Genomic DNA, 13,104 nt, shown 5'->3' on the forward strand with positions numbered 1-13,104 from the left:
TTTATCATACTAATTTTATATGTTTATTATCGGGTGCAAGGAGATCTCCCTGCCTTTTCATTTTTGTGACAAGCTCTTCTGCTCTTTCCCTGTCTATATTTTCAGTCTCAGCCTCTGCAAAGACCTCTTCAAGGGGTGCCTTTGAACCTGCATGTCTTTCACTGACGCGTGTAATGATCTCTTTTATAAGGTGTATCTTATCTCTCTGGCTCTTGCTTGTTCCGGATGCGACGACGTCTACATCGAATGCGCCTGTATCTGGATCTACTCCTACCTGTCGCATACATGCCATGGATATTCTGGTAGTTCTTTTCGCATCATCCATTGTAACTACATTACTTAAACGTATGCGAGCACTTGCTTCAGCAAGTCTGACAAGGGCCTCGAGCTGTCTTGCGGTGACAGGCACTGGTGAATCTTTGCCTTCTCCCTGCCTCCTAAGGTCGAGATAGAAATTAATTATGTGTTCACGGGCATCGTCTTCCATTATTGGGAAAACTTTCCTTCGTGCATAAGCTACATATTTTCTCAACAGGTCATTTTCGATAGTAGGAAGTATGACATCTATATGTGCTTCTACATCCTCATTCGTCACCTTGGACGATGGAAGTCTACTCTTCTGTTCTAAAAGTTCTCCGGCATACTGGGATTTCAATATGTGGTTTGCGATGTTGCTATCCTTTGTGCGGTCTGGAACATCGAGAAGTATGAAAATAAGGTCGAACCTGGATATCAATGCAGGTGGCATGTTGATCTGTTCGGCAAGTCCTTCATATTTGTCGAATCTTCCATATTTAGGATTTGCAGCACCAAGGAGCGCACACCTTGATTTAAGCGTTGCTAGGATTCCTGCTTTTGCAACACTTATTGTTTGTTGTTCCATTGCTTCGTGCAATGCACTCTTATCTTCCCTGCTCATTTTATCCATTTCGTCCACTGCTGCAAGACCCATATCTGCCATTACCAGTGCACCGGCTTCCAGCGTCCAGCGTCCGTCTCCAAGGTCGTCTTTGACTGCTGCAGCTGTCAGACCACTGGATGATGCGCTTTTACCTGATGCGAACACACCACGGGGTGATATTTTCACCATGTAGCGAAGTAACTGACTTTTAGCGATACCCGGATCTCCTACCAGCAGTATGTGTATGTCTCCCCTGACACGTGAACCATCGGGTAGCATTTTAGGGACTGCCGAGAATAGCTGGAGGCTGAGTGCTTCTTTTATGTCCTCATAACCGTAGATGGACGGTGCGATCGATCCAGTTATATTTTTATAAATGTTTGGATCATTGCCCATATCGATGATCATTTCTTCATCTTCGGGAGTTATGTCGAGTTCATCGAATTCCTGATCTACATATTCGATGGAATTCGCGTGAAGGACGAGATCGTAAAACGTGGATTTTCCCTCTCTCAGGGTTCGCTGGTGTGAGCGTAGTATTCCGTTTATTACAAGACGGTCGCCAGGTTTGACAAGTCCTGCAAGATCATCCTCTGCATCAACATCAAGGCTTTGTGGTTGTGTGCCGCCCTTAAGATTTTCTGGTGCTTCCTGTACCTGAAGTTTTTGTGCATCTACAAAGCTGGACTGGTCGATAAGCAATTTGAAAGGTCCCTTTTTGCCGCATGATTCATTCTCACACTCGTTCGGTTCTACGAACTTCGGTCCATCCTGTGGCTCATAGCTTGTGTTCTCACACCGCATACACATGAATGCTGCATTTGTGATCTTTGGCCTGACTTCCGTGGCTTTGCGTATCATTCCTTCAATGGATATGAACTTCAGCAAGTGCTTACTACGCAGATCTCTTATTGCGACACGGTTTGGGATGTTAATGAACTGTACGTGAGCATCATCGAGGTCTTTCTCGATAGGTATGTCAATTTCACGAAGCGCTTGCTCAGCATATGGTATCACATCATCGGGATGCTCGAGTAGCTCATATGCAAGATCTGCATCGAATTGCTCAAGGTCCGGAAAATCGACTGTAATGCTACGTAGCTCAGGGTATTCATTAGCAAGCAGGAGTATATCGTCCCAGCAGTATCTTTTTAGAAAATCCCTGAATTTTTCATCCCATTTAACTTCACTCATTTGATTCACATTTTTCCTGTTTTGGAATGATACTTCATTTATCGAAGATTACAACACATCATAATACATATCAATATTTCGAGTCGGTATCATATTAAATAATAATTTGAGAAGATCGTGTACTGGTCAAAATCTGTTTGATTTTCATTTCAGCAGTTGCTGTATCTTTCCAAAAAAGCCTCTCAATGTCTGGACTTCTCTTGGCATGAGCTCTGCTCTTCCGAATATCCTTTTGAACATCAGGTGTGTTTTTTCCTTTTTGTGTTCCGGGTATTGGATATCGTCAAGAAGTTCTCCGATATGCTCATTTAGGAGCTTAAGATCAAAACCATCAGCAAGCTGCTGTTCACCTGCTTCTATCTGGCTCATTTCATATAGCATGATAGTTGTGGCATGTGACAGGTTCATTATTGGATATATCTCTGAAGTTGGGATACTTACTATCATATCGCTTAATTTGAGCTCATCATTGGTGAATCCATTATCTTCCCTGCCAAAGAGAATAGCAATAGTTCCATTCGTGCCATTGAACTTTTCTTTAAGTTCATGTGGTGTATATGGGGGCATACGTATATGTTCATCTGTTTTAAGCCCGGTGATGCCTGTTGTTGCAACCACGACATCAGCTCCTTCAATGGCTTGTTCGATGTTGGTGACTAACCTTGCGCTGCTAAGCACATCCCATGCATGCGATGCCAGGGCTCGCGCTTCATTTTCCAGTTTGCATGGATTTACCAGCACAAGGTCACTGAATCCAAAATTTTTCATAGCTCTTGCTACTGATCCGACATTACCCTGGTATAAAGGTTCCACCAGAACTATCCTCAAATTAAAAGTCATCTCATCCTTCAATATCATCAATACATGTATATTTTGCGCAATCTGGAATATCATTCATTACTGGATATATATGCGGAACTGCTATTAAACAACAGTATTTGTCAGTATTCCATAAACGTTATGAAGAATCCTGCTAATCTATACTATGCAATTTGTATCAAGGAGGTAAACAAATGAGTTTAGACAAGATTCTGAAAGCTACTTTTAAAGGTGAGACTACTGAAGTTGGATGGTACCTTGCAATGTCAAAACTGGCAGAGCGTGAAGGTCATTTTGATGCTGCTCTCTATTTCCGCCAGATCGCTATGGATGAGGCATGGCATGCTACAGAGGTTGCTGAGATCCTTGGTGCTATAAAAGGCACTACTGTCGAGAACATCGAGATGATGCTCGAGGGTGAAGCCATGGCTGAGCAGGAGAAAGCTGATGCTGCACGTATCGCTCGCGAGGAGGGTAACGAAGCTGCTGCATTGTTCTTTGCAAGAGCATCACTTGATGAGGCAAGGCATCATGCAGGTCTTGCAGGTCTCCTCAAGAAACTGAAACAGATTGAGTAAGTAAAATATTAAAATCTTAAGTCGGATGTGGAACTATTGGTAAAGGATCTGTTAAATAAGGGTGCTATACTTCAGCGTGACAAGTGTTCTTATGCTATAGTTCCACAAACTCCGGCAGGCATCATAAGTCCTGGTGAATTGCAAAGGATAGTGGATGTTGCAAGGAAATATGGTGTTGAAGTTCTTAAATTTACATCGGCACAGCGTATTGCTATTGTCGGCTTAAAAGAAGAGGATCTTGATAATGCATGGTTGGAACTTGAAATGGAGCCTGCATCTGCGATCGGTAAATGCGTTCGTAGCATAAAGGTCTGTCCTGGTACTACTTTTTGTAAAAGAGCACAGCAGGATGCTGTTTCTCTTGGTTCTATTATTGATGATAAATATCATGGTGTGCAGCTTCCCTCAAAGTTCAAAATGGCTGTAAGTGGGTGTATGAATTCCTGCTCCGAACCGGCTGTAAAGGATATTGGCATAATGGGAACTCCCCGGGGCTATACTGTGATGGTCGGGGGGAATGCTGGTATTAGGCCAAGACTTGGTGATGTTATCAGTGAAGGTCTCAACGAGACTGAGGTTCTTGAACTTATAGAAAAAATCATTGGTATTTACAAAGGCTATGCTAAAAGATATCGTATTGGCAGACTTATCGATGATATGGGTCTGGATAATTTCAAGAAGGAACTTGGCTTAATATAATTTCTATTTTCCTTAATCATCTGATAGCTTTATAATCTGTAATGAGTTTTTTTCTCTATCTTTTCAAGTTTCTTATCTGTCTTTAAACATTCAGTTATTATAAAAATCATTTCTGATCTTGAAATGGGGCTCTATCTTGCCGATTTTAGACTATTTTTAACTCTTCTGATAAGCACTCTGCTAATGAAAATATTTAAATACAATAGGTTCCACCAATACACAAACCGTATTCGGTATCATTATAATTTTTAGAACTATGTAGTAATAATGTTTCGTAGCAATATCAGGAGAATAATTTATGAGTATGGAATATTTCAGTGGACTTACTGAGTCTACGGAGATCGTAAACAGTTTCGGGATGCTTACTGAATCTATGAGGATCACATTTGCAGCGGTCATGATCATGGCCACAATCTCAATCGCGATCTTCATGGTCGGTATGTATATCAATCTTAAAAAATGGGGCGAAGGTTCCGAAGGATACAGTCTTAAGCCTTCAGGAAGCATACTTGCATTCCCTAAAGCGTTAGCCTATCAGATGAGTGCAAAAGGGCATGGCCATGGCCAGAACATATTTGTTACACTTATTCTTGATGCTCTCCTTCAGAGACGTGCTTTACAGCGCAGTCCTGCAAGATGGGCCATGCATCTAGCCATCTTTGGTGGATGGATCGCTCTTTGTATCATGTCAATAGCTATGTTCGTTGTGGAGATCATCCACATGGTAGGTATTCACATAATATCGCCTGAAGTTTTCAGAGAGATGCTCAGTTTCCCTAATGATGTATTCAGCTATATCCTGTTGTTCGGTATCATCATTGCAATTTTCAGGAGACTTTTCGTAACAAAAGCCCGTGAGAGCACTATTGCTTTTGATTCTGTCCTTCTTATCGGACTTACTATCATTGTCATCACAGGTTTCATTGCTGACGGTGTAAGGAATGGTACTTTCTGGGGTATGGGAATGCAATCCGATCTCGCACCACCTGCATCACTGTTCCACGTTGTGATCTCATTGTTCTTCTGTATCGCATATATCCCATTCAGTAAGTATATGCATATGATCGCAGGACCACTGACCCTTATGGCTAACAAGGGAGGCGAATGATCATGAAAGGTGAACCTTCAATTAATACAAATAATTTTACTGCTGTCCAGCTCATGGAGCTTGATGCTTGTGTACGCTGTGGTGAATGTGTCAACTGGTGTCCAACCTATGATGCTGCCAACAAAGATCCAGGACTCGCACCAAGGGATAAGATCCTCAGGTGGAGACAGTTCATGAACAAGTCCTATGGTCTTCGTGCCAGACTGTTCGGTCCAAAGGCAATCCCTGAGGAAGAGATCGAGCAGTTCAAGGATGATGTCTATGGCTGCACAACTTGTGCAATGTGTGCAACTGTTTGTGAAGTCGGTATCAACACTGTTGAACTCTGGGAATCCATGCGTGCAAATCTTGTCAAACGTGGAAATGGTCCATTCGGTAAGCAGAGCATGTTTGTCAAGCTCATCGGTGAGTATCTGAATCCATATATGGCTGACAACAAGGACAGGCTTAACTGGATACCTGAAGATGTCAAGATCGCTGACAAAGCAGAACTTCTTTACTTCGGAGGATGTACTGCAGAACTGAGGCAGACAAAGCTTGCATTTGCTACAGCACGTGTCCTTAACTACCTTGGAATCGAGTTCACAATGCTTGGTGAGGATGAGGCTTGCTGCTGTTCCGCACTTGTCAGGACAGGTCAGTATGAAATCGAGGATATTGCACGTAAAGCTGCAAGGAAGAATGTTGACGGTATCGTTGCAAAGGGCGCAAAGACCGTTGTCTATGCATGTGCAGGATGTTTCAGAGCTTCCCTTGTTGACTGGCCAAGGTTACTTGGTGAAGAACTTCCATTCAAGGTCGTTCATATCACAGAGTTCCTCGAAGGTCTTATCAAGGAAGGAAAGATCGAATGGGTCAAGCCATTTGACAACATTACAGTAACATACCACGATCCATGCCACCTTGGTCGTCACGTAGGTGTCTTCCAGCCTCCAAGGAGTGTTCTTAATGCTATACCTGGTATAAACCTGAAAGAGATGGACCGTATCAAGGAAAACCAGCGCTGCTGTGGAGCTGGCGGTGGTGTAAAGGCAGGTATTCCTGATCTTGCTCTCAAGGTTGCTGAGACTCGTGTTCAGGATGCTCTTGCAAAGAACCCTGATATCCTTTCAAGCGCATGTCCGTTCTGTAAGAGGAACCTTTCTGATGGAAGGGACTCCCTTGGTGCAGATGAGCTTGTTGTTGAGGATGTTATTGTCCTTACAGCCGAAGCACTTGGAATCAGACTTGATGATTGTGTAGAGAGCTGAGCTCTCTACTTTTAATCTCATTTTTTCTTATTTTTATTTTTAAGGTAGTTCCCTTTCACAGTTACTTTTAAATATTGCTACTTCCTCTCTGATTCATGGAAATTCCCTATGAACTTCTGGGTAAGCTATTCGTATATATGCTTCTCTTTGCTCTATTGGGAATTGTTGTGGCATTACTTGTCGGATTTTACAGTTTTAAGAAGAAAAAGGTCGTCTTCCCGAATTTTGTTCTATTCATGCTTTATCTGTTCTACTCGCCTGCCAAATGGATGTGTGGTGTCTTCTCGATAAGGGCTACTCTTGTGGATGAGATCCTGATTGAGGTAAGGAATGCGGTAATGCGTGATGATTTTATCAATGCAAAAGGTCCCAGGGCTGTATTTTTGCCTCAGTGTATGCGTCATGCCAATTGCAGGGCCCGATGTGATCCTATAATTGGATATGAATGCAAAAAGTGTGGTCTATGCGATATTGGAAGCATCTGTGAAGCTGCTGATGAACATGGTTTCAGGGTTTATGTGATCCCCGGTGGTAGCTTTGTAAAGAAGATAATGAAAGCACACAGGCCCAATTCATGTATTGGTGTGGCATGCTATACTGACCTTTCGGAGTCTATGGGGGAAATGTCATTTATGCCGGTTCAGGGTGTTTGCCTCTTGAAGGATGGTTGCTTCAACACAAAAGTAGATGTTGCTGAAGTGATCGAGAAAATGGAGCTCTGCAATGTATAACTTGATCGGCAAATTACTATTGGTCTTTTTAGGGCTATCTATTTTTATTTCAGCTCTATCGCTTTATGTTAGCCGTGTAAGTCTTACTCGAAGCGTCTGGCTTTCTGGTTTTTTTGCGAATGTACTGGATTTCTTTTTCCTGCCACTTAAATATTTCTTTTGTAAGTTCTCAGATCCAAGAAAACTTGATCGGTGGATGGTTTCTCTAAAGAATTCTGCACACAAATCTGATTTTGCAAAGACAAGGAAACGACTTATGTTCGTTCCACATTGCATGCGTTCACTTGATTGTCCTGCATATGCAACGAAATATGGTATACAGTGCAAGTCCTGTGGTAAATGCGTTATGGGCGAGTTGAAAGAAGATGCAAAAGAATATGGGTATGATCTCTACATTGTAACTGGTTCTTCTTTTGTCAAGAACATCCTGAAGGACCACTATGCAGATGGTGTACTGGTCATTGCATGTGACTATGAGATAAATAAGGGAATGAGGTCACTTGCAGGAACAAGTGTTGTGACCTATGGTATTCCTATGCTTAACGATGGTTGTTATAACACAAAAGTAGATTACGATCTGGTCACTGACACTATGAAGATGTTTGACTGATCGTTCCTGTAACTTTATTCCTGAAACAAAAAGTGTGGTTTGTGAGTGAGGAGAGTAAGCTCCCTTCTGTTGGTGCAAAATTCCTTATCCGCAGGGCGGGCAGGGAAGGTCCTTATGGACTCTTGCACTGACGACATTCGGCTAAGCGTTAATAACTTCGGGACGGTCCAGAATCCCGTTTAATCCCTACTTCCAACTTGCACCCACGAGGTTTCGCCGTTCCATCCACTTTCCATGCGACCTCAACCTTTCAGTATCATTGCATTATCATGGGGTGGTATCGTTTCTGTGCCAGCGCCCTGGCTCTCGCCAGACACCCTTCACAGGTGTTCGTGTATCTGGATGATGGGGAGACTTTCCTCAGGCCAAAGGCCCGGTAGTCGTCCTTCCTCTCTCGGGTGTAATGCTGTGTATGTTAGATATATATCTGACGATAAAATCGACCTTCTCTTTTGATTGTTTTTTTTTTTCTTACTTTAGATTTTGCTTAATTTTATTTATTTTTGTCCTGCCGGTTGAGTTTATTTCTGCATTTGATTTTACAAAGATTATAAATGGTATTATTTATATACATTATATTGTTATTAGTTAATCTGAAATGACTTTTCCGGTGGTGGAAATATGTCTGAAAAAACAGTGTTTGATCAATATAAGGAAATGGTCGAGAAGACCAAACAACTTCATTCGGAACTAGTGGTGTTGTCTTCAAAAGTAGGTGGTATGGTGGACACTATGGATTCAGGTCTACCTGGTTCAGTTTCACCTGCACAAGGGGTTACTTTGCGTGGTTCTGATATTAATGCTGTCAATGGTTTTGGGAACCACTCCTCGAAGTCTGCTTCTTTGAAGGGACGTGAATCGGACATCAATGACTGAATTTATATTATCCTTTGATTGATTATCCTCTCATTATATTTTTAATAATTTTTTTATTGTCCCTTCTGGTCAAGTTCTTTATTTTTCGAAGGAATAATTAAAAAAGACATAATATTTATGTACTGTTTAACATTAATGCTTTATTGTAATGTCTATGTCATGTGAATTCATTGTTTATGAGGTTGATTATGGTTTCTGTTGCATTGAACAAGAAAATAATGGTAGTTGATGATGATGCTGACACCATTTATCTTGTCAGTTCTCTTCTTGAAACAGAAGGTTTCGAGGTGGTGGGAGCTGGCAGTGGTGCTAAATGTCTGGAAATGCTTGATATTGAAAAACCAGATGTTATATTGCTGGATCTTATGATGCCTGATATGGATGGATGGGAAACTTTTCATAAGATCAAAAAAGAACTGCCTGATGTTCCGGTCTCGATCCTCTCTGCAAAAGGGCAGAAGTTCGACCAGATGCTTGGACTTAATGTCTTGAATGCAAATGATTACATTACAAAGCCATTTAATAATACTGAATTTGTAGGACGTATCAAGTCCCTTGTTGGGGATGCTTGATACGAAACTAATTCTTATATGTCTATTTTATGAAATCTAACTTTTGAACTTGCAAGTTCAATGCATTATCTTGCATATGATGGCTTTCCCATCCTTTGCAAAAAGATGTACTGTGCCTGAATCCATTAGACCTTCCTCTATCTCATTTCGCATTTTCCAGTATTTTGCAGGATCAATTCCTGCTCTTAATATTACTGTACCAACATCTTCTTTCCGGAGTTCCTTATTAATTAGTGCAGTGTCCAGCTCCATCACCTTAAGTACTTCATAATTGTTTTTTGCAATGGTGTTGTTTATTGGAGATTCGGAAGTAAGCAGAATCCTCTTTTGGTCAATGTTAAAAAGGCTTACTTGCGAACTTGAATCTGTCATGATCGCAGCTGCAAACTCTGGGAGCAATTCGGCTTTGACGACCGAAGGTTCCGGTTCACAAGCAAATGGTCCAATCTCTTCTGTTTTTACTACTTCTGCCTTTGGGTAATTCGAATCGATCCTTTTTTCGGAGGGTAGTGAAACTGCTGAACGGTCGCATGATTTTATATCTCCAAAGTAAAGGTTCAATCGATTTAACTGTCCGTTAAGTGACAGGTACTCTTTCTCACAATCGAAAGGGATCCTGTCAGGACTCATTTGTGGTGGTGCTTCGAATGCAAAATTATTCGTTTTTTCTGCATAGGCAGAAAGTACATTTGGAATTCCTGGTTCAAGGCTTGAAACGTGACGCTTATCTTCTGATGGTGGTCTTGCAGGATCTGAGAACAGGATATCTATCTTTGGGACTTGTTCGATCACTTCCTCTGAGAGTGCATCTCCGCAGATGAATTCTACGTTGTCCAATCCATAACGTTTGCAGTTCTTTTCTGCATATTCTATCTTTTGAGGATCTATCTCTATAGCGTAGACCTTTTCACATTCTTTTGCAAAGAATATGGTCTGCCCGCCAATCCCGCAACTTATATCTGCGATAGTTCGGCATTTGAGGCGTTTGGCACGGTAACTTGCAACTACTTCCGGTGTTGCAAAACGCAGGCCATCATTATCGGCTTTAATTCTGTTATCAAATTTTTTTTTTCGTGACACTTATGATCAGTATGAAAGAAAGGTTCAATCGATTTAAATCCATCCAATGATTTGAGCTATATTCTCCGGTACATTTAATTATGTCCGGGTATGTTCAGGTAATATCCATTTAAATCTCTGGATATGTTTAATGATTATCTCTATTTTTCATCGGTTGTGTGAAAACCCTTGGTCGTATGCATTTTCGTCGGACCATTTAATGGGGGATTTGTGCAAAACCTTTATATATAGAATCTGACATTTAGGAACCCTAAGTTAGGATTAAGTATGTAATTTGGCCTCGCCACTTTACAAGACTAAAGATCATAACGTAGGAATAAGCAAGTGTGAAAAGTCGGATTTAACAGGAAGTGTTCATGGGCCTCTTCACGGAATGCCCGCTCTTGTGTGCAAATGTGTGCAAGGGAGCACCGAATGGCTAGATCTTTTAGAGATGATTGAGTACGAACGTACGGAAGGGTTCATCCTATCCGTTATGACCAGTATGTTAGTTATCTTGCTTTCCGCGTAATGTGGGCAGTTGGTCTGCATAGCTCTGTTTCGGGCTATGGGGGGCATTGCATACATTCTGGAAATTACTCTTTTTTCACTGTCTTGGCCTACATCATGAAAAAACGAAACGTTGTTTCAAAAAGAATCGTAAAAGAAGGAGAATACAAATGGCAAAAGGACACAGACCAAGACGGGGTTCCCTTGCATTCAGTCCACGCAAGCGAGCACAAAGTCACATTCCAAGGTTTAGATCATGGCCAGAGTCAAGCGCCGAACCTAAACTGCAGGGTTTTGCAGGTTACAAGGTTGGTATGACTCATGTTATCATGATCGATGACACAAAGAACAGTCTTACAGAAGGTACCGAAATATCCGTTCCTGTAACTGTCATTGAGACCCCAGCAATACGGGTTGCAGCAATTCGTGCATACGGCGAGAACACTCATGGTGAGAAAGCTCTTGCAGAAGCATGGACAAATGTTCTGGACAGCGATCTTGACCGCAGGATCAAAGCTCCAAAGAACCATGACGTTAATGCAGCACTCGAAAAGATCGGGTCACTTGTCGAAAACGGCAAGGCAACAGATATCAGGGTCATTACATACACATTACCTTCAACACTTACTGGTGTTCCAAAGAAGGTACCTGATGTAATGGAAACTGGTGTAAGTGGATCTGATGTGGGTGCAAAGTTCGAGTTCGCAAAAACCATTCTGGGAACCATGGTGGATGTTTCAGATGTGTTTGACAATGGCGGAATCATCGATGTTGCAGCTATCACAACCGGTCACGGTACACAGGGTCCTGTAAAGAGATGGGGAATCAACCTCATGAAGAACAAACACTCCCGTCAGGGAAGTTTGAGACAGGTCGGTACCCTCGGTCCATGGACTCCTGCACACGTTAGCTGGAGAGTTCCGGCAATGGGTCAGATGGGTTACCATCAGAGAACTGAGTACAACAAGAGGATCTTAAAGATGTCTTCAGACGCTGAAGAGATCAATCCTGCAGGCGGATTTACCAACTATGGTGTTGTTCGTGGCAACTATATCTTGATCAAAGGCAGTGTTCCAGGTCCATCAAAGAGACTGATAAGACTCAGGGAACCAACCAGATCAAAGGTATCCAGCATGGGAGAACCTCAGATCGTTCACATTAGTACACAGTCCATGCAGGGGTGAAGTGAATGACCACAGTAAATATTATTGATTTATCAGGAAATGCTAAAGGCGAGATCGCATTGCCAGAAGTCTTTAATGAGATTTTCAGGCCGGATCTTATCAAGAAAGCAGTTCTTTCTGCACAGGCTAACAGGCTCCAGCCATATGGTCCTAAGAAGTATTCAGGTATGGAAACATCAGCACACTCCTGGGGATCAGGCAGAGGTGTTGCACAGGTTCCAAGGATATCCAATGGAAGCCGTGTCGCAAGAATCCCACAGGCAGTGGGTGGAAGGCGTGCACATCCTCCAAAGCCGGAGACTGACCGTACAGAAAAGATCAACAAGAAAGAGAAGCGTCTGGCTATCAGATCCGCAATTGCAGCAACTATCGATGCTGACCTTGTAAAGGCACGCGGACACAGATTCGACGCAGAAGTTCCTCTTGTTGCAGAGAACGCCATTGAAGGTCTTTTAAAGACAAAGGACGTAATCAGCTTCCTTCAGGCAGCTGGTGTCTATGATGATGTTATCCGCGCAAAGGAAGGTAAACACATAAGGGCCGGTAAAGGTAAGCGCAGGGGCCGTAAGTACAAGACAAGGAAGAGCGTTTTGATTGTGACTGGAGAGGAAAGTCCTATCCTTAAAGCAGCTAACAATCTTTCAGGTGTCGATGTTGCTACAGTAGATTCCCTGAATGCAGAAATTCTGGCACCAGGTACCCATGCAGGCAGACTTACTATATGGACTGAATCTGCAATAACCAACATGGAGGGTATGTTCATATGAGTGCTATTAGGTATCCATTCATTACTGAGAAAGCAATGACGCTTATGGATGATAATAAGCTTCAGTTTGTTGTCGACACTCGCTCTAACAAGAAGCAAGTGGCAGCTGACGTGGTCAAGATGTATGGCTTTTCTGTAAAGTCAGTACGTACTATGACCACCATGAAAGGCTTAAAGAAAGCATTGGTCACATTCGAGGAACCGGATGCTGCACATGAGATCGCAACAAGGATCGGTTTGGTGTGAG

General features: G+C 42.3%; 14 protein-coding genes and 1 other RNA gene. 11 read left to right on the plus strand and 4 right to left on the minus strand.

Annotation, left to right across the window (positions count from 1 at the left end; translation table 11 throughout):
- Positions 1-4: 4 nt before the first annotated feature.
- Both LI82_RS01700 and LI82_RS01705 read right to left on the minus strand, forming a co-directional pair.
- The gene (locus LI82_RS01700; RefSeq protein WP_048193242.1) at positions 5-2,095 is read right to left on the minus strand and encodes a minichromosome maintenance protein MCM; all 2,091 of its coding nucleotides are present in this window, start codon (positions 2,093-2,095) and stop codon (positions 5-7) included.
- Between the two features lie 144 nt (positions 2,096-2,239).
- Entirely contained in the window at positions 2,240-2,935 is a 696-nt protein-coding gene (locus tag LI82_RS01705; RefSeq protein WP_048193335.1) for an RNA methyltransferase, read from the minus strand.
- A gap of 173 nt (positions 2,936-3,108) precedes the next feature.
- Between LI82_RS01705 and LI82_RS01710 the strand changes: the two genes are divergently transcribed.
- The 6 genes from LI82_RS01710 to LI82_RS01735 all read left to right on the plus strand — a co-directional run bounded on the left by LI82_RS01710 (position 3,109) and on the right by LI82_RS01735 (position 7,890).
- A complete protein-coding gene (locus LI82_RS01710) occupies positions 3,109-3,492 on the plus strand; it encodes a ferritin-like domain-containing protein (protein WP_048193243.1) in 384 nt (127 codons plus the stop codon).
- A 36-nt stretch (positions 3,493-3,528) separates the two neighbouring features.
- Positions 3,529-4,191, plus strand: a complete 663-nt coding sequence (locus tag LI82_RS01715) for a nitrite/sulfite reductase domain-containing protein (RefSeq protein ID WP_048193244.1) — start codon at positions 3,529-3,531, stop codon at positions 4,189-4,191.
- 298 nt (positions 4,192-4,489) lie between these two features.
- Positions 4,490-5,299, plus strand: coding sequence for a disulfide reductase (locus LI82_RS01720; protein WP_081955701.1), 810 nt, complete (start codon positions 4,490-4,492; stop codon positions 5,297-5,299).
- Complete coding sequence (locus LI82_RS01725; RefSeq protein ID WP_048193337.1) at positions 5,299-6,549, plus strand: (Fe-S)-binding protein; 1,251 nt, start codon at positions 5,299-5,301, stop codon at positions 6,547-6,549. The genes LI82_RS01720 and LI82_RS01725 overlap by 1 nt, the downstream gene beginning before the upstream one ends.
- 95 nt (positions 6,550-6,644) lie before the next feature.
- Complete coding sequence (locus LI82_RS01730; protein WP_048193245.1) at positions 6,645-7,280, plus strand: DUF116 domain-containing protein; 636 nt, start codon at positions 6,645-6,647, stop codon at positions 7,278-7,280.
- Entirely contained in the window at positions 7,273-7,890 is a 618-nt protein-coding gene (locus tag LI82_RS01735) for a DUF116 domain-containing protein (protein WP_048193246.1), read from the plus strand. The genes LI82_RS01730 and LI82_RS01735 overlap by 8 nt, the downstream gene beginning before the upstream one ends.
- A gap of 43 nt (positions 7,891-7,933) precedes the next feature.
- Here LI82_RS01735 and rnpB read toward each other — a convergent pair.
- An RNA gene (rnpB, locus tag LI82_RS12340) (RNase P RNA component) lies at positions 7,934-8,286 on the minus strand.
- A gap of 225 nt (positions 8,287-8,511) precedes the next feature.
- Between rnpB and LI82_RS01740 the strand changes: the two genes are divergently transcribed.
- The gene (locus LI82_RS01740; protein WP_048193247.1) at positions 8,512-8,766 is read left to right on the plus strand and encodes a hypothetical protein; all 255 of its coding nucleotides are present in this window, start codon (positions 8,512-8,514) and stop codon (positions 8,764-8,766) included.
- A 188-nt stretch (positions 8,767-8,954) separates the two neighbouring features.
- On the plus strand, positions 8,955-9,338 hold the full coding sequence (locus LI82_RS01745) for a response regulator transcription factor (protein ID WP_048193248.1): 384 nt from the start codon (positions 8,955-8,957) through the stop codon (positions 9,336-9,338).
- A 57-nt stretch (positions 9,339-9,395) separates the two neighbouring features.
- Here the strand turns inward: LI82_RS01745 and LI82_RS01750 are convergent, their stop codons facing one another.
- A complete protein-coding gene (locus LI82_RS01750) occupies positions 9,396-10,418 on the minus strand; it encodes a methyltransferase domain-containing protein (protein WP_048193249.1) in 1,023 nt (340 codons plus the stop codon).
- Between the two features lie 659 nt (positions 10,419-11,077).
- On the opposite strand from LI82_RS01750, the gene rpl3p reads away from it, so the two are divergent.
- The 3 genes from rpl3p to LI82_RS01765 are packed head-to-tail and all read left to right on the plus strand — an operon-like array spanning position 11,078 to position 13,103.
- Positions 11,078-12,091: a 50S ribosomal protein L3 gene (rpl3p, locus tag LI82_RS01755; RefSeq protein WP_048193250.1), complete on the plus strand. Its 1,014-nt coding sequence runs from the start codon at positions 11,078-11,080 to the stop codon at positions 12,089-12,091.
- 5 nt (positions 12,092-12,096) lie between these two features.
- Positions 12,097-12,858, plus strand: coding sequence for a 50S ribosomal protein L4 (gene rpl4p, locus LI82_RS01760; protein WP_048193251.1), 762 nt, complete (start codon positions 12,097-12,099; stop codon positions 12,856-12,858).
- Positions 12,855-13,103, plus strand: a complete 249-nt coding sequence (locus LI82_RS01765; RefSeq protein ID WP_048193252.1) for a 50S ribosomal protein L23 — start codon at positions 12,855-12,857, stop codon at positions 13,101-13,103. The genes rpl4p and LI82_RS01765 overlap by 4 nt, the downstream gene beginning before the upstream one ends.
- The last annotated feature ends 1 nt before the right edge of the window (position 13,104 follow it).

The organism is Methanococcoides methylutens, assembly GCF_000765475.1.
GTDB classification, from domain to species: domain Archaea; phylum Halobacteriota; class Methanosarcinia; order Methanosarcinales; family Methanosarcinaceae; genus Methanococcoides; species Methanococcoides methylutens.

Coding starts and splice junctions, on each gene's coding strand:
- LI82_RS01700 (WP_048193242.1), bottom strand. CDS start 2,095: ATGAGTGAAGTTAAATGGGATGAAAAATTCAGGGATTTTCTAAAAAGA.
- LI82_RS01705 (WP_048193335.1), bottom strand. CDS start 2,935: ATGACTTTTAATTTGAGGATAGTTCTGGTGGAACCTTTATACCAGGGT.
- LI82_RS01710 (WP_048193243.1), top strand. CDS start 3,109: ATGAGTTTAGACAAGATTCTGAAAGCTACTTTTAAAGGTGAGACTACT.
- LI82_RS01720 (WP_081955701.1), top strand. CDS start 4,490: ATGAGTATGGAATATTTCAGTGGACTTACTGAGTCTACGGAGATCGTA.
- LI82_RS01730 (WP_048193245.1), top strand. CDS start 6,645: ATGGAAATTCCCTATGAACTTCTGGGTAAGCTATTCGTATATATGCTT.
- LI82_RS01735 (WP_048193246.1), top strand. CDS start 7,273: ATGTATAACTTGATCGGCAAATTACTATTGGTCTTTTTAGGGCTATCT.
- LI82_RS01740 (WP_048193247.1), top strand. CDS start 8,512: ATGTCTGAAAAAACAGTGTTTGATCAATATAAGGAAATGGTCGAGAAG.
- LI82_RS01745 (WP_048193248.1), top strand. CDS start 8,955: ATGGTTTCTGTTGCATTGAACAAGAAAATAATGGTAGTTGATGATGAT.
- rpl3p (WP_048193250.1), top strand. CDS start 11,078: ATGGCAAAAGGACACAGACCAAGACGGGGTTCCCTTGCATTCAGTCCA.
- rpl4p (WP_048193251.1), top strand. CDS start 12,097: ATGACCACAGTAAATATTATTGATTTATCAGGAAATGCTAAAGGCGAG.
- LI82_RS01765 (WP_048193252.1), top strand. CDS start 12,855: ATGAGTGCTATTAGGTATCCATTCATTACTGAGAAAGCAATGACGCTT.